Consider the following 21,103-nt stretch of genomic DNA (forward strand, 5'->3'; position numbering starts at 1 on the left):
ATTACCACAATGAGCAAAGCCTAAATATAGTTAGTTGAAGAGATGAATATTTGTTCAATCATAGCGCTGGGCTGAACTGCTGATGAGTTCCAATAACTTAGCATTGTATGCTTGAGCATAAAATTTATTGTGTTCGTGCTGCTCGCTATCCAGAGCGTAATCTTCAATATGAAAGCCGGTTCCACATAGCAAAAATATTTCCTGAGGTCTGAACTCAGCATACTTACCTTTCAAGTCCTCTTATAGTATCCCGGGCGTTACATGGCCAACACCTGGAGAATAAACATCCACGAACTTAGCCCGTCTATGAATGAAATCATCTTTCGCATCAATGAATCCACGCTCCGCTGACAGCACGGGATCGCTGGCTATTGCAATCAATTCATAGCTTTTTGAAAGTTCAGCCCATCCCCAAGCGACTACACTAGCGAGAAGGCCCGTGCCCAGAAGAAAGGTATTTCTAAGAGTTGACGTCATTGTCTCCACCTGTGGAAGCCCTAAGGCTTCGTCCTAAATAGGAAAAATAGGCTGTGAAAGCCTGGTTAATTCTTTTGCGTTGCTGCCCCTGTGGATACAGTCCCAACTTTGCCTCTTGACTAGCCTTTGAGCCAGCAACCAAAAAATTATTGTTGATACTGGCATCCTGAATAAATGCTTCGAAAGCCCGAGCACTCAGCTCTACAGGCTCACTGAAGTAGACAGAACCATTTGCTTTATCGGCTCTGATGGAAGCAGTCACCAAGTCACTGAGGTTATTACCACTCTCATCCAGCATCACAGTTTTAAAGCACGTAAAAAGTAAGTCATTGAGCGGGTGGGGCACTGGAGTTGCATTCCGTAACCAGGCCTCTGAGGCATACATGGTACTGGACGTATCACTGAACGCTTTTTGGGCTAAGTAATGATCAAATGCATGAAACCATTCATGGGCAATAGAGCCAGGCCCCGCGTTCTTGGCAAGAGAAAAGCTCCGGGCAGTAGGGTCATAAAAGGCAGCCATCCCTGGGCGCCCGCCGATTCCATATTGAAAAGACAATGTACCTCGGAGGGATATCAATGCTTCCGGTCCTTGAAGAATGGCCATTAGATCAACAAGTGCATCATAAAAAAGCCCAGCGGCCCGATCTCGCTCCTCGCGAGTGACCCATCGGCCAACAGCAATTGAGCGAAAGCCGAATCGCTTCCTGACATCCACAAACGAAACGGGTTGTCGTTGCTGGGTTGCAGTGTGACCACTGCGATAAAATGCCCTGGTCAGGACCATAATCAATGCCAGTCGATTGGAGGAGGGGGGATATTAATCCTCTGGATTGAAGGCTTGCAAGAAATCGGAAGTGCTTCTATCCCTTTCAACGAATCCAATCGCTTTCTATTCCACCCAGTCAGAAAAGTAATCAACCAAGTAGTCAATCGCCATTCGCGCTCGCATGGGTAAAAAGCGACGATTCTGATACACGATCCAGCTACTGGCTCCGCGCCCACAAAAAGATTCCAAGATAGGCTCCAGTAAGCCCTGTTGAATTGAACCACTGAAACTGCTTTTGGGCATATAAGCTATACCCAAGCCTTGCTCGCAAGCTTTCACGATCGCATGGGCATTATTTGTTCTCCAGCGCCCACTAACCTTTACGCTTACAGGCTCTCCATTCAGGTCAAAAACCCATTCGTCATTGTTAGCCACCAAGCAACTCTGCGTTTTTAGTTGATCGGGGTGATTGGGTATACCATTTTCTTTCAGGTAACTCGGGCTTGCGACAGCCATCATTTGGCGGTCGGCCAGTTTACGAGCAACTAAGCCGGAATCCTCAAGGCGACCATAGCGTATGGCAAAATCAATCCCATCCTCGACGAAATTGACCATCCTGCTATTGAAGTCCATGTCGATTTTCAACCCCGGGTGTTTCAAGCCAAACTCCATCAGGGCAGGGGCAACATATTGCTCAGCAAAGATACCAGCACCGCTAACTCTTAGTGTTCCATTGAGCTGAAACTGTTGCTGGCTAACCTGCTCATTCGCCTGTTGCAGGCCAATCACTAACTCTTTACACCGCTGGTAATAGGCAGTCCCGGCCTGGGTCAGACTTACCTGACGTGTTGAGCGGGCCAAAAGGGATGAGCCCAAGCGCTCCTCCAGACGGGAGACCTGCCTACTCACATGGCTAGTACTGCAGCCAAGTTGCTTGGCAGCCGCTGAGAAACCTTGGCTCTCTGCCACCGCTACAAACTCGACTATACCGTCAAAATTTTCCATGTTTCTCAATCTCGATTGTTGCCATTCTGCAAAGGTATTTAACAGGTTTTACGCATTATCAGCACGAGAGGGACAATCTACAATCCCTCCCCACTGAATACTGACCAACAGAGGAAAGAAACATGAAGAAAATACTAATTCCAGTGACCAACCACGCCACCCTTGGTGAAACTGACCAGGCAAATGGCACCTACTCACCTGAGTTGACTCACGCGATTCACGTATTTATGGAGAGTGGAGTCGACTATGACATCGCCTCCATTGAAGGGGGTAAAGCACCAATCTATGGCACCGATATCGAGGGTGACGATGTCAATCAAAAAGTACTAAATGATTCTGAATTCCAAAATCGTATCAATAACACCATTCCTGTGAGTCAATTGAATATTTCTGACTATGATGCGGTCTTTTATCCGGGCGGATTTGGTCTGCTTTCTGACTTGGTAACTAATGAAGATTTCGCAAAGTTGAGTGCCAAGCACTACGAAGAGGGCGGTATCTTAGCAGCAGTATGCCATGGCCCTGCCGGTTTCCTGCCTATCACTCTCAGTAATGGTGAGAAGCTTCTGGCCAGCAAATCCGTAACTGGTTTCACCCGTGAGGAGGAGATCGACTTCGGCACTATTAATGATATTCCGTTTTTGCTGGAAGAATCTCTGGCAAGGGGAGCTGCACGTTATAGCAAAGTACAGCCATGGCAGGAATTTGTTATTGAAGATGGGCGGGTGATTAGTGGCCAGAACCCAGCGAGTGCCCACGGTGTTGGCGTTGCCATTGTCAAGCAACTGGCTAACTAAGTGACCTTCGCAGCCGACCCTCCTGGGTCGGCTGCGATTCTGAGTAGAGGTATCCCAAGTGCAAAATGCGATTATCTACCCATCTCTAATGCTTATTGCAGGCATCGGCATACCGGTAATGGCAACACTAAATAGCGGACTGGGTATCAAGCTTGGTAGTTCAGCCCTGGCAACTACACTGCTATTTCTCGTTGGACTTGTAATCTCCGCAGCCTATCTCTTGAAAACGGAGGGGTTACCCAGTGCTGTTTTTAGCAAAGATATTGCCTGGTACTTTTACTTGGGTGGGATTCTGGTGGCTTTCTATATATTGAGTGTGACTTGGGTGTCGCCAAGGTATGGTGTGGGTAATGCGGTATCTTTCGTTCTTCTAGGGCAACTGCTCGCCATCAGCGTTATCGACCATTTTGGGCTACTAGGTGCGCAGCAAACCAGCTTGGATACCAAGCGCCTTATTGGTCTCGCCATGATGGTTGTCGGCGTACTGTTGGTAGTGAAACGCACTTCTTAATTTCAGAAAAAATGGTTATGTATAGAGAGCATATGGCTAATTTAATCGTTATGGCAAAAGTCACAATCCGCCCACAATATACTTCTCAGGCATCAGCGTTGTTAATCGAGCTGGCATGTAAGTCAGAACAAGAGTCTGGCTGTTTATCCTATAAAATTTTACCCTCACAGGATGAAGGCAATGTTTTCACTACGCTAGAAGTTTGGGAGTCTTCTGAAGCTGAAATGCAGCATTGGAATACAGACCACTTAAAAACCATCATTGCAAAGTTGAATCCACTTCTTGCTGCGGAGGCAAGAATCGAAAAATATACGGAGGTAAAAACTATCTAGCACAACCGTTATTTTATATTGCAACTTTTTGTATTCTCACTTTTATAACATCAATACCTTCATTTTCATTGAGGTGAGTCAAATCGGACATCGGCTTAAAGAAGTACATCTATACCAATGAGATAGTCTTTCTGTTAGGTTATTTTTTTGATCTCATAATTAGGGGCATGGCCTTTCTTATAAACCAGAACTGTTCGCTGAAAGCTCATAAAAGTATCTCCTCGCTGATTAATACCACGGGTTTCTACATTAACAATACCCTGTGTTGGTCTAGACTTGGATTCACGTTTAGAAATGACTTCACTTTCTGCATAAACCGTGTCACCTTCAAAAACAGGTTTGAGCAGTTTAACTTTGTCCCACTCAAGATTGGCAACAACTTTCTTGCTAATAGTATTTACAGTCATACCCGTGACAATAGCCAATGTCAGAGTACTATCTACTAATGGAAGGTTCCATTCAGTGCTCTCTGCGTAATGGGCATCAAAATGGAGTTGCGCCGTATTCATAGTTAACAGGGTCATCCAGGTATTGTCTGTTCGCGTCAGCGTCCTACCTGGGCGGTGCTCGATAATGATACCTTCTACAAAGTCCTCGAAGTAGAAGCCAAAATCTTCGCGATATCGATTGTTGTCAATCTCTTTATAGGGGTTAAATCCCATCAATATTGCCTCCTTGGTTGAGTGGCTCTAAGTTCGCTTGGTTATGCCCACAGCACTTGTAGATTTTTGCTGGAGTAGCCTTTAGCTAAGATTATTAAAGTTTGAGATTATTTGCTGGGCCTTAGAGTAGATCGGGATATCTATCATTCGGCCTTCATATTGGCAGGCTTTACCTGAGGATTCATTGTAGATACGAACGATTTCCTTTGCTTCCTTATACTGGTCTAGTGTGGGTCTAAAAGATATCTTGATAGTTTTTACTTGTTTAGGGTGAATAGCTGCCTTGCCACTAAAGCCAAGCGATTGAGCCTCATTGAGTTCATTAATTAGTCCACCTTCATCCTTAAAGTTAAAACAAGGGGAGTCATAGCAAGCTATCTGTTTGAGTGCGGCAGCTTCGACCAATTTCATGCGCGCCCATATGAGTGCTTGTGGGGTGCATTCACAATTCAGATCGGCTGCATAATCAGCGGCCCCAAACATCAAACCTTGCAACTTTTCAGAGCTACAGTTAACGATATCATATAAATTGGATGCTCCCTGAGCGGTTTCAATTAAGGCTATAATCGAAATATCCTTATAGGCTTCGCTCAAGAGCTCACTGATAAGGTTGATATCATGTTGAGATTCTGTTTTCGGATAAAGCACCACATCTATAAATGGCTTTTTATCAATAATTTCAGCCATATCTTTTATTCCATTGATCGTTGACAAACTATTTATCCGAATTGCACTTATAACACCATTCGAGCTTGGCCTTGAATAAAAATCGATCGCGATATCCCTGGCACTATCTTTGTCCTCCACTGGTACGCTATCTTCGAGATCAATGATTATTCCATTCGCCCCAACTTCAGACGCCTTAGCAAATCGTTCCGGTTGGTTTCCAGGGGTGAATAACAATGCGGGGAAAAGCTTTAAGTTGTTCATTTTATCGCTCAAATAAAGTTCTGCTCTTTGGCCTGCTCCAATAAGCTCTTACGGAATTTAGGGTGTGCGATTTCAATCAAGGCGAGGGTCCGCTCTGTGGTTGATTTTCCCATAAGTCTGCAAGCTCCGTACTCGGTTACCACGTAATCGATATCTAACCGAGAGTCTGTGGTTATAGAATTCAAACGTGGAACTATCCTGGAGGTATTACCACGCTGTGCCGTTGAGCTACTGGCCAGAATAGTCTTCCCATTTTTTGAGTAGTAAACTCCCCTCACGAAATCCAGTTGCCCACCAACACCGGAGAATTGATGTCCAATGAATTCCGCATTGACCTGTCCACTGAAATCAATCTCAATAAATGAGTTGACTGAGATCATATTATCGATCTGGGCTATTATTTGGGGTTCATTCACATATGACACGGGCAGACAGAACATAGATGGATTGCCATCTATAAAGTCAAATAGTTCTTTGTCTCCAGCTGCAAAAGTGAATACGCTCACATGAGGGTTAATTGTCTTTCGGGCATTAGTTACTGCTCCAGACTTAATAAGCTTAATCATACCCGGTGTTATTACCTCGGTATGAATGCCCAAATCTTTCTTTTTAGTTAGTTGTTCACACACTGCATTCGGAATAGCGCCAATACCCATTTGGATAGTTGCGCCATCAGGTATTAACGGAACAATGTAGTCACCAATTTTTCTATCTAAATCGGTAATCTCTTTTGGAGATTCCTCCGCTAATTCCATATTATTTTCAACAATGGCATCCACTTCACTAATGTGCAACAAGGTGGCCCCCGCTGTACGTGGCATATTTTCATTCACTTCCACAATTAATCGATTTGCGTGGCGCGACAACTCAATAGCATAATCACCATTAGTGCCAAAGTTGAAATAACCATGCTTATCCATCGGCGCAACAGTTACCAGAAAAGCATCTATTTTAACTTGCTCTCTGATTATTTGAGGATATCGACTAAAAGATATAGGGACATAGTTAATATATTTTTCCCCTTTTGAAAATCCAGCATTTGCTAATTTAACTTCGTCTTTAGTTAGCATTGAAGAGTAAGGCCTAACCCGGTCCATTAGATCTTCTTGAAAAATTGTTTCCGTCGCAACCTTCCCACAGCGCATATAATAGACTTTTAAATGTGTGATAAATCCATTTCGAATATGCTTCTCAAGTGCTGAAAGTAGGGCTGGTGGGCTAGCGGTGCGCATGCCGATAGAAATAACGCTATCGTCTGGGATTAAATTAACTGCTTCTTCCGGTGTTAGCTGTTTCTTTTTATACAGGGCGTTGTTATCCATAGCAGATTAACCGATTATTTGGCCACACTGTGATCCTTGAAGCGGCTGCTGTCGCTCTTACGGTCCTGTTACAAAGGCGTTAATAAGCAGAAAACGTTCATAGACTTGCTATCAAGCACTGATAAGGAAGTAAGAGCTACTAAGCCCTGCGATTATAGTTTGTGAATTAAAGCTTGTTTCAGAAGGGCTAGTGACTTAACGATGAATATCATGCAGCTTGTTTGAGCAGATTCGATTCTATGCAGTCGGTATGTTCTAAAAGCTCCGCAGTTGATCTTTATGCCACGGTGGTATTCGTAAAGTACCTAAATCTCTTAATGGTGTTCCATTAGCTTTAAGTGCTATTCACCAAAGATTACTGCCTATCAGTTGTCTATAAGAAAGAATGATGTGACTTTAGCTGATCCATCAAGCAATGGTATGCCAAACCTCAGCAACTACACTTTTGCAAACACTCGTAGATGCCGCACTGGTACTATTCCAAATAGTTCTTTAGCGGTTCCTAAAGCAACCGTTGGAAGTCTATTCATGACAAAGTCAAAACGTCCACTGATTTCCGTCAACCCCTTAAACGGTAAAACTCTGAAGACTTATCACGAAATGTCACAAGAGGATCTCGACAAGGCGATCGGTCGCGCAGACAAAGCCTTTGTAAGCTGGAGAAACCGAAGTTTTAGTGATCGAGCAGTGATACTAAAGCGTGCAAGCAACCTATTTGAGGAGCGATCCGAAGAACTTGCCCGCCTGATGGCGTTAGAAATGGGTAAGAAGCTCAGTGATGGTCAAGGTGAATTGGCACTTTGTGCTGAAATTTTTGACTACTACGCCGAAGAGGGCGAAAAAATCCTAGCTCCACAGCAGCTTTCCACCCGCGAAGGGGAGGGCACTTTAGTCTTCCAGCCCTTAGGAGTGGTCTACGGCATCCAACCATGGAACTTTCCCTTCTACCAACCGGCTCGCTTTACCGCCGCCAACTTGATCGCCGGCAATGTTGTACTTACTAAACATGCCTCTAATGTTCCCCAGTGTGCCGAAGCCTTCGCACAGCTGTTGTTTGATGCAGGGGTACCGGAAGGAGTCTATACCAATCTACCGATCACATCCGGTGGGGCTGCCTCCATTATTGATGACGATAGGGTCAAAGGAATCTCCTTTACTGGCAGCAATGCCGCCGGTGCAATGGTTGCAGAGCAAGCTGGCCGCAATGTAAAGAAAACTGTTATGGAGCTGGGTGGTGTTGATCCATTTATCGTGCTCGAAGATGCGGATATGGATTTAACGATACAGCGATTTGCGGAGGGAAAGCTGGGCAATTGCGGGCAGATATGTTTGGCTGCGAAGAGAATCATTCTAACGGAGCCCATTGCTGAAGAATTCCTAGACCGAGCTACCAAGCTGTTCCAAGCGCTGAAATCCGGTGACCCTCTTGTAGAAAGCACAGATTACGGTCCGTTATGTACCGAAAAGGCTGCTGAGCAACTTGAGGATCAAGTCAGCAAGTCCGTTAAGGCAGGCGCCCAACTGCTAGTGGGGGGTAAGCGTAATGGCGCATTTATCGAGCCAGGTATATTAACTGAAATACCCGCTGGTTCCCCGGCAGCAGTAGAGGAGTTGTTCGGCCCCATCGCTTGTGTTTGGGTGGTTCCCGATGAGGAGGCAGCGGTTAAGATGGCCAATGATAGCCCCTTTGGTCTGGGTGGTTCTGTCTATACCCAGGACCATGAAAGGGGGCGCCGTGTCGCGGAACAGTTGGAATGTGGTACTGCCTTCGTGAACCATGCCGCTTCAAGCTACGCCAGTATGCCTATGGGAGGAGTGAAGAAATCCGGCTATGGCCGGGAGCTGGGAGAACTAGGTATTAAAGAGTTTGTCAATCAAAAGCTGATACGGTACTTCTAAGTAGCGCAATATAGACATGGGCAGAGCAATGAAAGTACTTGTGGCGGGTGCTAACGGTGCAATCGGTGAAATCCTTGTGGGTAAACTTGTCGACAAAGGGCACGAGGTAACCGCTATGGTCCGCAAGGAATCCCAACAAGATAATTTGCGTAGTACAGATGCGCGCCCCATTCTTGGAGACCTGACAAAGAAGGAGTCCCTGAACAATGCGGTAAAGGGGCAAGATGCAGTCATTTTTGTTGCGGGCTCCAAGGGTAAAGCATTGGAGTCTGTGGATCGGGATGGTGCTATCCACCTTTGTGATGCAACGAAAAGCGCGGGTATATCGCGCTTTATTCTATTGAGTTCCATTTTTGCCGGGCGAAAGGAGCAAGGGCCTAAAGAACTTCAACTCTACCTTAAAGCCAAACAGATTGCAGTTGAGTAAATCGGAAAGAGTGACTTTATATATGTTCAGGTGCTCACTTGAGTAAGTCACCAGTATTCTCTTCGCTACCGACCCCGCCAACGCTCCGTGTCTCACGCCCTTCGAGTAAAGTTTAAGATACTCTAGTTAGGGGTTATGAGGTCTTTAATCGCAATCGATGTTTCAAATTCTAAACTCATGTGAAGTCAGAATCATTGATATTGAATGGATTTTAAGGCCAATAGTTTTATAAATATGGTGTGCCTCAATCATTAGCGCACAATACTCATTAAGAGCCACTTTTTTGTCCCGCATAGATGAATTAACAATATTTTTCAGTGCATTCATAGTGAAAGCATTACATGAGCTGTTCTGATCATTTCTATGGCTTTTGCTTACTTAAGGCGCGGCTTCGCAGGAATCTAGACCTTTCAAGAAGTCGGAGTGTAGATCGCTCTGCAAGCCCCGAAGGGCGGGTCTTGAAGGCCACAACTGCTGAGTTGCAGCTCTTGCAAAGGACTAAGGCCATTTGCTGCGAGCTCCGTTTAACATTTGCAGCCTTCAAGACCAGCAGAGGTATTACGGAGTTATTCAGAGAATCCTTAGATTAAAAAAAGTCCAGACGAATATGAAGGAATGACCACATAAGATGAATTTAAGATGGCGTCTACTTAAAAAAAGGGGTGCTGCTGCAATGCTCCCATTTTGCACAAATTGCGGACAGCTTAGCGGGTCTTCTAGCTGTAGAAAGTTGAAGTTCAGCCTCCCCCCCCCCAGATGACTGGTTAAATATTAGGCACAAATGAGTATCCTGCGTGAACCTAAGTTAGTTTTCACTACTTAATATGTGCTGTTTTAATGTAAGATTATAATGTGAAAAGGTGAGCGAGTTTTTCTACCACCCCAGCAATCTAAATAGTATTTGGAGAAGTAATAATGAAATATGCAATATCAATAATTTTTTCCTGTTTTTTGGCAGTCTCAGCAGCAGCGGAACCAGCTTACACAGGTGATGCAGTCCCATCATTTCTTCATATTTTTAGTGAAAGCGGTCATGCCTACGTGGATCACCAGTCGGGCTACTGTAATACAGATAGATTTGTCTTGTATACAAGCCATGAAAAATATGATGCCGTTTTTTCTATGTTACTTTCGGCTCAAATGGCTGAAAAAGAAGTTATGATTCGATTTGATGGTTGTGTTAATGATGGAGATTTTGGGAAAATAATTGGTGTATATTTAAAGTAGAATATACGAATTCGAGAAGCTGGTAGTTTCTAGTGGTCCATCCGGTTAATTCTATAGCGATTGTTTTGCACGCTCTACAAAAGCGATGGTTTGACCGGAGGGCTTTGTCCATTTAAATGGTTTTACAGCTTCAGCATTGTGAGCCTCGATGAAGCAAAACTAGGATACCTACAGATTAAAAGATGACGTCAGAAATAGTACAGGCCTTTCACTTTAAAGGCCATTTCTCCTGGTCTAATTCGGACGATGTGAAATGCTGAAAATTAAGCTTTAGGTTTAATTGCGTAACTTTAGCTAAATCGGAAGGAATAGCATCGAAGGTTGGGAGGGAATTAGTAGGGTGTTGCCAAATGGAAACCTTGGCAATTACCTATGCCATGTACCCAGCGTTTATTGAACTGAATACATGCCTGTCGCACAGCCCCTGCTGATCCCATCAGGCTTTTAAAGCGGCTTTCAAAGTTCCAATTTTAATAGAGCCCATGTTTGGTTGAGGTGCCCAGCCGTTCAAGGACAGGGAGCGTGTTTTGAGAAGTGGCACCGCGCTTTTTGGGGGCTAAATGTCGGCTAGCCCAATCTACTAGCGCCAAATACTGACCTAGCAGAAAGGGTAGCCCTCTCAGTATATTCAAACGCTCAGCGCCGACAAATGGAAGTAGATTTTTGGGTTGCTCAACTTAGGCTGCCACAAGAATACGCTGTTGAATTGAAGTGTAATCAGACTCTTGAAGCATCTTCGCGATATTCGCATGGATCAGGCCGAGGTCTACATGGGCCAGATATTGGGTATCTAGAATCGGTAGCTAGCGGATTGGGCCTACTTTTGAGTCAGCGGCCACACTGAAAACTTCACAGCAGCAAGCTAACCAGATCTTCCATAATTTTCTTATCAGTGCGTATAACTAAATGGATACCAAAAGTGGAATAGGTCTCTTCGTCTTTAATTTTCGTGTCCTTATTATTGTCCGAACCTAATGAAAGGCTACAAATATAACTCTTAACTAAGGGGGCGGGACAGGTTTGACAGGTACTCCTATTCCTAATCCAAATGTTTTGGTTGTTGTACATCTTTGGAGTGTGTTCTAATTGCGCGTTTTTTGTATCATTTAAAGGAATGACTCTGTATGTTAACTATTTTTAAGAATAAAGTTTTTGGCTCATTTTTAAGGTTGAAGTATTTCAGCCTTATAAACTTAGTTTTTTTACTCCATGCAGCACCTAGCTTTTCTTACAGCCTCGATCAATCCTATCAGCTATACGCGGACGGTAGCACATATTATTTGAAAACAAACTCCATATGGGTGCCAATTGGGGTGGAGATTATGGTGATTATACCTGCCTATAAGGATGGGCAGGTACTTAAACTAGAAAAAGTGAATGGAAACTGGGTCGTCGAGTCTATTTCAATTTCTATCTTTAATGCCGTCGCCCCATCGCTATTGAGCGGGAATCGAATTCAATATGTTGATACAAACACTGATGGTCATTTAGATATACAGGTCTCCTTGGGTGGGGCGGATGGAACAGTCATTCTGCTTAATGACGGTACATCATCGGTTTTCACTGCCTCTAAACCTGAACGACGCGTAATATTTATTCATACCGACTTATTGGGCTCGCCCGCAGCAGAAACTGATGTTAATGGTCAGGTTTTGAGTCGTTAAATACTCTATAGAATAACTTTTATTTGAGCCTAATGTTTTACAGATGACCTCACAGTGACAGGGGTTACTATCGAGAACATTATGAATTTATCGGGAATACTTTGAATGAAGAAATCTGGAAAACTGATCAGTAATACTGTACCACTGACACTATATATTTACTGTTCTTTGTTTTTGTCAGGGGTTATTTTTAGCCTAAATACTTACGCCATGACCGAAGATGAGCTGGCGACAGTGCTTTTCCCTGTGGGTGATAAAGTTGAGCCCTTGACTTCTGAGGTTTTTAACGAACAACTAGATTTACAATCGGGAGCTGTCACTTTTAGAAGAAGTGATGTAAAACTCCAGCCTTTAGGAGATTTATCAGTCGCTTACAATATCTCCTTTGGTGTTAGCTATGGAGCCGCGTACGGCTGGGTCGAAGATATACCTAGAATAGAGTCCAGTTATGCAAAGCGGGCAACTGGTCCAGCAGAAAATATTGAGCCCGATGCTTTGACTGATGGAAACTTTTGCTCAACAAGCTATCGTAATCCCGATGAATTAGCGTACGATCTTAATGAAGATAGTAACCTCCCGTTTGCCACGCCCCCTACCTTACATATTCCAGGCTTACTGCGAGAGCGCCTATTAATTAATGACAACCCCAAGAGTCCTACTGACTCTCCTTTTATCACTAATAGTGGCTGGCGTGTAGAGTGCTATGATTCCCCCAACTCTAATATCAATGGTTTTTTAGCAACTTCCCCTAAAGGCACAAAATACTATTTCGATGTTTATAGCCAAAGGCCGGCCTTGATCAAAATGAACGATGAGCTTAGGCCATATCTTCAGCATCCTGACTTTCTAGAGGTTTATGCTAGAAAGACATACCATATGCTCTATATCAGCAAAATAGAAGATCGGTTTGGTAATAGCGCAATATACGGTTATGACATCCGCTACCGCAAAGATTTTGATATAGATCAAAATTACTTTTTGATCAATCAATTAAGTAGTATCACCCAGAACGATGGTCAGAAAATTGACGTCAATCTTGTAAATGGACGAAAGACTGTTTCTGCTAACAACAGGCAGTGGCAATATTATTACTCTAGCAATAGTTCAATCTCAAATTCGACATTTAAAGTAGTTATGCCGAATGGCCAGGAGTGGACTTATCGTACAGCAGGCCCTGAAGATCCCTACCGATATTTTTGGGAAACAGGTATGACTGGGCGGTATAGAGGCTGTAGTGCAAGAACTGAAGGTAAATATATTAACGTAGAGATTGAAGCCCCAGGGAACTTGAGTGGAGTTTTTTACTTTAAACCAACGATTATATCATTGGCGAACTATAAACGACGTCCATTTATTGACGAAGAGCTTGACCGATGCCATATGTCGATGGCACTAGATAAGAAAAGAATTGATTACGATGCAAATAAGAGCTACACATGGTCCTATCAGTACTCAAACCATAAAGGTGAGTTCCAGGAGATGTTTAATTATGTACCAACGATAACCGAGGCGGAAAAATTACAGGGTGATGTCCCGGAGAGTGTTGATCGATATCTCAGTGGTCGCACAACGGTAACAATGCCTGATCTTAGCTATGTTAGCTATTATACCAACCGCGATAGATTGTCTAACAATTTTGGCTCAGTTATTGCTCTTCAAAATTATTCTGCGCCAAATAACGGCTCATCAAAATTGCTTCGGGAGGTGCAGCTTGACTATCAGTTAATCCCAGCTGTTGGTTCTAAGTGGTGGTTGCGGCAAAGTCCCGATGAAAACGGATACCGCTTAAAATCCAGAAGAACTATCGAAAATGATGAGTATTTAACAGAGTTTGAAGACTTTAGCTTTTTTGGCACACCACTAATTCGCCATGAGCAACATAAAAATCAATCAGGCTCGACCGTTCGAGAAAAATATACTAAATATAGCTATTTAAATGACTATAGCAACTGGGTACTGGATCAATTCGTAAGCAGCTCTGTAAGTAGTAATGGAAATTCAAATTCTTACACCGAGACAGATAAGCTAAACTACAGCACCTTTAGTTATACCAACCGCTATACCAGCCAAAAACTACCAAGCAAGCAGTACAAATTTGGACAACTCGTCAAAACCTATAAATCTTACGATGCCCAGGGAAATCCAAGCCGAGTTGAATTTAATGCGCCGCTAGCATTTGGCACTGGCAATCGGTTTATAGAATATAGTAATTATAAACGTGGCATTCCACAAACAATTACCGTACCTCGTCGAGAAACGACAGGTGAAATGATACTATCGAGAACAGTTGACGATAATGGTTTATTTACCAGCATTACAGATTTTAATGGCGTTACCACACAATATAAATACGACGAAATAGGGCGCCTTATAGCCAAGGATTTAGAAGATGATACCGATTACAATTACAGTTGGGCAGATACACTGTATCAGTGGGATGATGACACCAACACAAGAACTCTAACACGCTGTAAATTGAATGCTTCGCAGAACGCATGTATTAATGGAACCACCGCATTAAAAACACAAGAAGATTATGATGGCTTAATGCGGCTGGCAAGTACAGAAGCGGAGAATCGACGTCAGACTAAGCCCAGTGAAAATACTATTTATAGAAATTTTACCTACAACTTTAATAATCAAATATTATTTTCCTCCTTTAACAGCTATTATAGTGTCGAAACTGGCGGCACAACAAATACTTATGATGCTTTAGGGCGTATCAAATCCATATCTAAAACAGGTTTAGGAACTGTTACATATGATTATCGATCAGGAAACATAGTCGAAGAAACAGATGCGGAAAAAAATATCACGACGACTACTTACTCTGCTTATGGGGAACCGTCCTATGAAAAAGCAATAAAAATTGAATCTCCGGAAAGTGTCGTAACTGATATCAATATTGATATCTTTGATTTAGTGAAATCTATTACTCAGTCTGGGCCGGGTAAAACCTCAAGCACTACCATAAGCCAGACCGAGAATCATTATTATGACACATATAAACAACTGTGCCTGGTTACTAGAAAAGATATCGGAAGTACAGCATATAGTAAAAATGCACTTGGCGAGAATCTCTGGACGGCTCAGAATATTAGCTCAAACTACAGTAACTGTTTAAGTAGCCAACCTAGTGATGCAACTCTGTATGGATATGATAATTTAGGTAGACTCCATTCAGTTGATTTCTCTGATAGTTCACCAGATATGCTTTATCAACGCGACAATAATGGGAATGTAACATTAATTGCTGCTGGAACAGTAGGCCATATTTACAGTTACAATAACCTCAACTTGCCTGAAGATGAAGTTATAGATATAGAAGGAAGTATAAATTTTTCTCTTGATTACACCTATGATTCCTTAGCACACCTTTCGTCAATAATCTATCCTGATGCCAGTCAAGTGAGTTTCGCTCCCAATGGCTTTGGGCAAGCAACTCAGGCAGTTCGAGAAGCAGCAAATGGCTATAGTGCATTTACCTATGTAGACGATGCAGTGTATTACGCGAATGGGTTGATCAATGGTTTTGATTTTGGCAATGGCCTTAGCCATAAAACCATGCTTAATAGCGCTCAGACTCCAAGCAATATTGAAGACTCTAGTGGCAATGTTAAAGCGCTGGATTATAGTTACCTCTATGACAACAACCTCAATGTTACTCGTATATTAGATAATATTGACACTGATTATAGCCTTACCGATTTAAGCTATGACGGGCTTGACCGACTGACAAGGACTTATGGGAATAGTGGCATTGGCAACAGTACTATACGCTATGATGGCCTAGGAAATATCACCTATTATCAAAGCAAAGACAGTACTCTGGATTATAATTATGATACTAGTCTGAACCGACTGAGTTCAGTCACTGGCAGCGGATCAGCTTCTAAGAGTTACAGTAATTTTCAATATGATTCACGCGGCAATATCGTCAATAATAGCCATCGGAAATTCACCTATAATTTAGCCGGTCAAATGACCACTTCCGATTCTAATAGCTATCTTTATGACGCTTACAATCGGCGTGTTAGAACGGTAGATAGTGAAGGCACAGGTTATAGTATTTACAATAGGAATGGTGTACTACTTCACCGATACACGCCTGCAGGTGGTATCAATTACATTTATCTTGGAGACAGACTCGTCGCAAAAGATGGTGTTATTGCCGATAATTCTGGTAAACAACATTACCGGCCTTATGGAAAAAGTATTGAAGGTGAAGTGGATGATGTCGGCTACACAGCTCACAAATTTGATGCCGATCTTGATTTGTCTTATATGCAAGCTCGATATTATGACCCCAATCTAGGTAGGTTTTACTCGAATGATCCGATGGGCACAGTTACGCACCTAAGTACGGAAAACGGTATTCATGGATTTAACAGATATATGTATGCAAACAACAATCCGTATAAATATACCGACCCTACGGGTATGTGCTCAGTCGGTGAAAAGCATTGCGTTGAAACTATATCTAGAACTACAAATTCAGATAACTCAATAACAGTTTCTAGAACTGATACTAGAACTAATGGCAATACGTCTACAACTACCCCTTCTGGTTCGTTAAAGCTGAAACCACAAGCTTCTGCCAATAACGCCCCTGCGACAGTTACATCTACTATGGAAAATAAACTTTTAGATTTAAGTGAAGACGTCAATAAGACGATTAATGTCCATAGCGGGGTTAGAACACAAGCTCAACAAAACTCCCTAAAGGGAAAAACATCGAATACAGTAGCTTCTACTTCTCAGCACACGGTAGGTGATGCCGCTGATATTACAGTAACAGGAATGTCAGGTGCGGATCTATCGAAAGCTGCTGTAGATTCAGGAGACTTTGAGCGTGTAAACTTGTATAACTCAGGATCAGTTCACGTTGATCAAAAGAATGTTGGTCCGGGGACACAATATTATAGACAATGGAAGCGGAAGCCCAATCCATGATGAAACTCATTAATTTAATTACAGCAACACTTCTAGTTTTAGCCGCTGGCTCATGTTCTTGGGCAACTCAAGGGTTGACTAAAGAGTTTTCAGTTAGCGGAAAAAGAGTCTGTGAGCTTTCTTTAGGCGGAAGCGAAAAATTACTCCAAGGCTCATATGATAAGATTCCCGTCTATACAGAAGAGGGGGAAAGCTATAAGTTTCGGGGTAAAATATGTGACAACTCTGTACTAGCAGAGATCGAAATAAATAGCCATTCCATCAGCAAAATATCAATAATTGATGTTGATTTTTGTGTTAACGGTATTTGTATTGGAAAACCTTTTGAAGAAATACAAAAGCTTATACCGAATTCAAAATTATTTTTTAGTGGTGAAGAAGGAGGTTTTTTTTCACTCGAAGCCACAAATGGAATTCGATACGAGTTTTCTACGGAAGGAATTACTATCGATTGTTATGTTAATCGAGAAAGCTGCAGAGATAAGATTGAACGGGCTAAGCTGAAAGCCATAGTTATTTAATTTACATCAACACGGAATCGGCACTCCATGAGTATTCTCGGAGTGCCTTTTTACTATGTGCTTACTGTAAAACCAGTTTTCCATCATACGTTTGAATTATGTATGGCGTTCTAAGCTAAAATCTTTTTTGCTTAAGCCGGAACTCTCTATGATTAATTCATCGACTCTTACACCAAAAGTTATTTTTCCGTAATTTGGATTATTTCTCTTCCTATCCAAATGGGGGGGCAACTATACTTTGCAAGTGATATTTCTGCTTTTTAGGAAAGTAGTGTCCCTTTGTACCGATTGCCATTATTACAATAGTCTTTAATGTGATATTAATTCAATTTTAAAAAAATATTTCTGCTAGTTATTTGGCTGAATGGCTGAATGGCTGAATGGCTGAATGGTACCTTATATACAAATAGGGTCTTGGCCTTAAAAGCCTACCCTAAGGCCTGCTAACCTGGGCTGACACAAAGTGTAAAAGCTATCTTCCCTAAGGCGTTAATTGATGGCTGGCCTTACTTAGTCCGTGAATGGCGAAATTTCCTTAGCGAGTAGGGTGGGACTTACAAGTTAAGAACCTCAACGTCTGATCTATAGCTTGCTCACTATTGCAGCGCTGGACCTCCAACTTTTCAATACCAATACCGCTAAGTTTCTCCCGTATTTGGTTCAGTTCAGCATCAGTTGTAAGACTCGGATGCCTGGTAAGGCGCACTTGCAAAGGTACACTGGATTGAGCGAGAAGCTCCGCACACTGCCAGGGGGCCACGCCACTGCCATCGACACCCGTAATGGAAGGGTAGTTTTCCGGCATTGCTTTAATATCCAACCCCACCCAATCAAGACTCTGAATCAGGCGTTCCAGCCTGCGGGGGTAGATTCCCGCAGTATGAAGCCCGACCTTGAATCCCAGATCCCTGACTTGGGCAATCGCCGGTTCCAGGGCACTCTGGGCGGTGGGCTCGCCACCGGAAAACACAACGGCATCCAGCAAGCCCCGGCGACTGTCTAAAAATGTGAGGATTTGATCCCAGTCATAGGCACTGGGTGCTCGCGCAGGCAGTAGATCGCCGTTATGGCAGTAGCGGCAGCGCCAGGGGCATCCCTGGCAAAAAACCACCGCTGCCAACTCGCCGGGGAAGTCGATTGCCGTAAACGACGTGAATCCACCGGCACGTAACTTATTACTCATAAGTTTTTAGTGCATTCCTGCTGTTGTCCGCCACAAAGAATTGGCGCTCCCGGTGCTCGGATTGTTTTCCCGGATTCCAAAATGAAACTGGGCGGTGGTACCCCATTACCCGGCTCCATACCTCGCAGCGGGTGCGATCTTCTTCTCTCAATAAAGTATCTTGTTGGCTCATGGTCTTTCTCCTTGAAAGTATGGTTTAGTCGCTACAACAGGATTGCTCTCGGGCCAGGAGAGCTTCGTCGCAGCGAGGGCAGAATTCGTGTTCGCCGCTAAGATATCCATGGACCGGGCAAATTGAAAAGCTCGGCGTCACGGTGATATAGGGCAGGCGGTAGTTTTCCAGAGCGCGCCGCAATAAGCGGCGGCAACTATCGGCATCAGGCAACTGCTCGCCCAAATAAAGATGAAGTACAGTGCCACCGGTGTAACGGGATTGGAGGGATTCCTGCCGGGCCAGGGCCTCAAAGGGATCATCGGTAAAGCCCACCGGCAGTTGGGATGAATTGGTGTAGTAGGGCGCTTCACTACTACCTGCCTGGATAATATCCGGGTAACGTTTGCGATCTTCGCGGGCAAACCGATAAGTAGTGCCCTCTGCCGGAGTTGCCTCCAGGTTGTAGAGATGCCCGGTTTGTTCCTGGAATTCAGTCATGCGCATACGGATATGATCGAGTAATTGCTCGGCCAGTTCTTTCCCATCTTCCGTAACCACACTTTCGTTATCCCCACTAAAGTTTCTCAGCATCTCATTGATGCCGTTCACCCCGATCGTGGAGAAGTGGTTGCGCAGAGTCCCCAGGTAGCGGCGAGTGTAGGGAAACAGACCTGCATCCATATGCCGCTGGATGACTTTCCGTTTCACTTCAAGGGAATCGCGGGCAAGTATCAGCAGTTTGTCCAGTTGGGAGAGCAGAAGCTGCCAGTTTCCTTTGTAGAGATATCCAAGGCGGGCACAGTTGATAGTTACTACGCCGAGTGAACCTGTCTGTTCGGCGGAGCCAAAGATGCCGTTACCACGCTTTAACAATTCGCGTAGATCAAGCTGTAAGCGGCAGCACATGGAGCGAACCATGTTTGGGCTCAGGTCTGAATTTATAAAGTTTTGGAAATAGGGCAGACCGTAGCGAGCGGTCATGGCAAACAGCCGCTCAGCATTTTCGCTCTCCCAAGGGAAATCCTCACTGATGTTGTATGTGGGAATAGGGAAGGTGAATACCCTACCGCGTGCATCCCCCTCGCTCATGACTTCGATATAGGCGCGGTTGATTAGATCCATTTCTTCTTGCAGGTCGCCATAGGTGAAAGGCATTTCCTGACCGGCAATCACAGGCACCTGCTCGCGCAAATCCTGGGGGCAAACCCAATCGAAAGTGAGATTAGTAAAGGGGGTCTGGGTACCCCAGCGGGATGGCACATTCAGGTTAAAGATCAGCTCCTGAATGCACTGGCGTACGGTCGCGTAGTCCAGCTGGTCCTTGCGCACAAAAGGTGCAAGATAGGTATCGAAAGAGCTAAATGCTTGCGCGCCCGCCCACTCGTTTTGAAGTGTTCCAAGAAAGTTAACAATCTGTCCGACCGCGCTGGTCAAGTGGGCCGGCGGTGCCGATTCGACTTTTCCCGGAACACCATTCAGCCCTTCATGTAATAGGGTGCGCAGTGACCAACCTGCACAATATCCAGCCAACATATCCAGGTCGTGGATGTGTAAATCCCCATCCCGATGTGCTGCGCCGATCTCAGGGGAATAAACATGATTTAACCAATAGTTGGCAATCATTTTACCTGCACTGTTCAGGATCAACCCCCCTAGGGAATATCCCTGGTTCGCATTGGCTGCAACTCGCCAATCCGCTTGCTCTAAATACTCTTCAATAGAAGCACCGACATCCACCAGTGTTTGCCGATCAGTGCGCATTTGCGCATGCCGCCCCCGATAAGCGATATAGGCGCGGGCAGTATCAATGTAATCGTTATTGATCAATACCTGTTCAGCAATATTCTGAATCTCTTCAATATCAATGGGCTCACCACTATCAAAGCGGTGCTTGATCACTTTAAGGACAGATTCGGTAAGTTGTTCCGCTTCCTGTTGATCAAAAGATTCCGTTGCCTGGCCAGCACTGAGAAGAGCCAAAGTGATTCTGCGAGCATCAAAAGCCAGTGTCCTGCCATCTCGCTTACGCACCAACAGTTGATCTGAACTTACCTGCGAAATCTGTTCTGAAGCTGGTGCGGCTTCGCTGTCGGGTATAGCGGTACTGGTCATCGGACTTCCTCACAATTTGTGGGGAGAGCATATCGAAGAGACAGGAACGCCAATTGATCCAGATCACTATATATGGCGCATTGATTAATAGATGAGCACAATATGTTGTGCTCTTGGTGTGGACTTAGATTAGATACATACCTACTCTCGGCAAGTCC

At 44.0% G+C, this 21,103-nt stretch carries 16 protein-coding genes and 1 pseudogene; 9 read left to right on the forward strand and 8 right to left on the reverse strand.

Features of this window, described 5'->3' with window-relative positions; genetic code table 11:
- Positions 1-240: 240 nt before the first annotated feature.
- The 3 genes from ACJJIS_RS10250 to ACJJIS_RS10260 form a co-directional block, all read right to left on the reverse strand.
- Positions 241-477 (reverse strand): hypothetical protein, encoded by a 237-nt coding sequence (locus ACJJIS_RS10250; RefSeq protein ID WP_475710196.1) that lies wholly within the window; start codon positions 475-477, stop codon positions 241-243.
- Positions 461-1,264 (reverse strand): CLCA_X family protein, encoded by an 804-nt coding sequence (locus tag ACJJIS_RS10255; protein ID WP_475710197.1) that lies wholly within the window; start codon positions 1,262-1,264, stop codon positions 461-463. The genes ACJJIS_RS10250 and ACJJIS_RS10255 overlap by 17 nt, the downstream gene beginning before the upstream one ends.
- A 105-nt stretch (positions 1,265-1,369) precedes the next feature.
- Positions 1,370-2,251, reverse strand: coding sequence for a LysR family transcriptional regulator (locus tag ACJJIS_RS10260; RefSeq protein ID WP_108733243.1), 882 nt, complete (start codon positions 2,249-2,251; stop codon positions 1,370-1,372).
- Between the two features lie 122 nt (positions 2,252-2,373).
- Between ACJJIS_RS10260 and ACJJIS_RS10265 the strand changes: the two genes are divergently transcribed.
- The 3 genes from ACJJIS_RS10265 to ACJJIS_RS10275 are packed head-to-tail and all read left to right on the forward strand — an operon-like array spanning position 2,374 to position 3,891.
- Positions 2,374-3,048 (forward strand): type 1 glutamine amidotransferase domain-containing protein, encoded by a 675-nt coding sequence (locus tag ACJJIS_RS10265; RefSeq protein ID WP_444917144.1) that lies wholly within the window; start codon positions 2,374-2,376, stop codon positions 3,046-3,048.
- Between the two features lie 58 nt (positions 3,049-3,106).
- A complete protein-coding gene (locus ACJJIS_RS10270; RefSeq protein WP_444917145.1) occupies positions 3,107-3,559 on the forward strand; it encodes a DMT family transporter in 453 nt (150 codons plus the stop codon).
- Positions 3,560-3,591: 32 nt separating this feature from the next.
- Positions 3,592-3,891 carry a putative quinol monooxygenase gene (locus tag ACJJIS_RS10275; protein WP_413665795.1) on the forward strand — a complete coding sequence of 100 codons (300 nt, stop codon included), beginning with the start codon at positions 3,592-3,594 and terminating at the stop codon, positions 3,889-3,891.
- A gap of 134 nt (positions 3,892-4,025) precedes the next feature.
- On the opposite strand, the gene ACJJIS_RS10280 is transcribed toward ACJJIS_RS10275, so the two are convergent.
- The 3 genes from ACJJIS_RS10280 to ACJJIS_RS10290 form a co-directional block, all read right to left on the reverse strand.
- Positions 4,026-4,553: a MaoC/PaaZ C-terminal domain-containing protein gene (locus tag ACJJIS_RS10280; protein ID WP_475710198.1), complete on the reverse strand. Its 528-nt coding sequence runs from the start codon at positions 4,551-4,553 to the stop codon at positions 4,026-4,028.
- A gap of 81 nt (positions 4,554-4,634) precedes the next feature.
- Complete coding sequence (locus ACJJIS_RS10285; RefSeq protein ID WP_475710199.1) at positions 4,635-5,483, reverse strand: HpcH/HpaI aldolase/citrate lyase family protein; 849 nt, start codon at positions 5,481-5,483, stop codon at positions 4,635-4,637.
- Between the two features lie 8 nt (positions 5,484-5,491).
- A complete protein-coding gene (locus ACJJIS_RS10290; RefSeq protein WP_475710200.1) occupies positions 5,492-6,805 on the reverse strand; it encodes an acetyl-CoA hydrolase/transferase family protein in 1,314 nt (437 codons plus the stop codon).
- 528 nt (positions 6,806-7,333) lie between these two features.
- On the opposite strand from ACJJIS_RS10290, the gene ACJJIS_RS10295 reads away from it, so the two are divergent.
- The 6 genes from ACJJIS_RS10295 to ACJJIS_RS10320 all read left to right on the forward strand — a co-directional run bounded on the left by ACJJIS_RS10295 (position 7,334) and on the right by ACJJIS_RS10320 (position 17,496).
- Positions 7,334-8,704 (forward strand): NAD-dependent succinate-semialdehyde dehydrogenase, encoded by a 1,371-nt coding sequence (locus ACJJIS_RS10295; protein WP_475710201.1) that lies wholly within the window; start codon positions 7,334-7,336, stop codon positions 8,702-8,704.
- A 28-nt stretch (positions 8,705-8,732) separates the two neighbouring features.
- The gene (locus tag ACJJIS_RS10300) at positions 8,733-9,131 is read left to right on the forward strand and encodes an NAD(P)H-binding protein (RefSeq protein WP_475710202.1); all 399 of its coding nucleotides are present in this window, start codon (positions 8,733-8,735) and stop codon (positions 9,129-9,131) included.
- A gap of 915 nt (positions 9,132-10,046) precedes the next feature.
- Complete coding sequence (locus ACJJIS_RS10305) at positions 10,047-10,358, forward strand: hypothetical protein (RefSeq protein WP_475710203.1); 312 nt, start codon at positions 10,047-10,049, stop codon at positions 10,356-10,358.
- Between the two features lie 1,124 nt (positions 10,359-11,482).
- Complete coding sequence (locus ACJJIS_RS10310) at positions 11,483-12,022, forward strand: hypothetical protein (protein ID WP_475710204.1); 540 nt, start codon at positions 11,483-11,485, stop codon at positions 12,020-12,022.
- A 105-nt stretch (positions 12,023-12,127) separates the two neighbouring features.
- The gene (locus ACJJIS_RS10315; protein WP_475710205.1) at positions 12,128-16,975 is read left to right on the forward strand and encodes an RHS repeat-associated core domain-containing protein; all 4,848 of its coding nucleotides are present in this window, start codon (positions 12,128-12,130) and stop codon (positions 16,973-16,975) included.
- Positions 16,972-17,496: a hypothetical protein gene (locus ACJJIS_RS10320; RefSeq protein ID WP_475710206.1), complete on the forward strand. Its 525-nt coding sequence runs from the start codon at positions 16,972-16,974 to the stop codon at positions 17,494-17,496. The genes ACJJIS_RS10315 and ACJJIS_RS10320 overlap by 4 nt, the downstream gene beginning before the upstream one ends.
- 535 nt (positions 17,497-18,031) lie before the next feature.
- Here the strand turns inward: ACJJIS_RS10320 and ACJJIS_RS10325 are convergent.
- Both ACJJIS_RS10325 and ACJJIS_RS10330 read right to left on the reverse strand, forming a co-directional pair.
- Positions 18,032-18,679, reverse strand: a complete 648-nt coding sequence (locus ACJJIS_RS10325) for an anaerobic ribonucleoside-triphosphate reductase activating protein (protein ID WP_475710207.1) — start codon at positions 18,677-18,679, stop codon at positions 18,032-18,034.
- A pseudogene (locus tag ACJJIS_RS10330) lies at positions 18,672-20,945 on the reverse strand (ribonucleoside triphosphate reductase). The gene ACJJIS_RS10325 and the pseudogene ACJJIS_RS10330 overlap by 8 nt, the downstream one beginning before the upstream one ends.
- Between the last annotated feature and the right edge of the window lie 158 nt (positions 20,946-21,103).

The sequence above is a fragment of the Microbulbifer maximicatervae (SeqCode) genome (assembly GCF_056231245.1).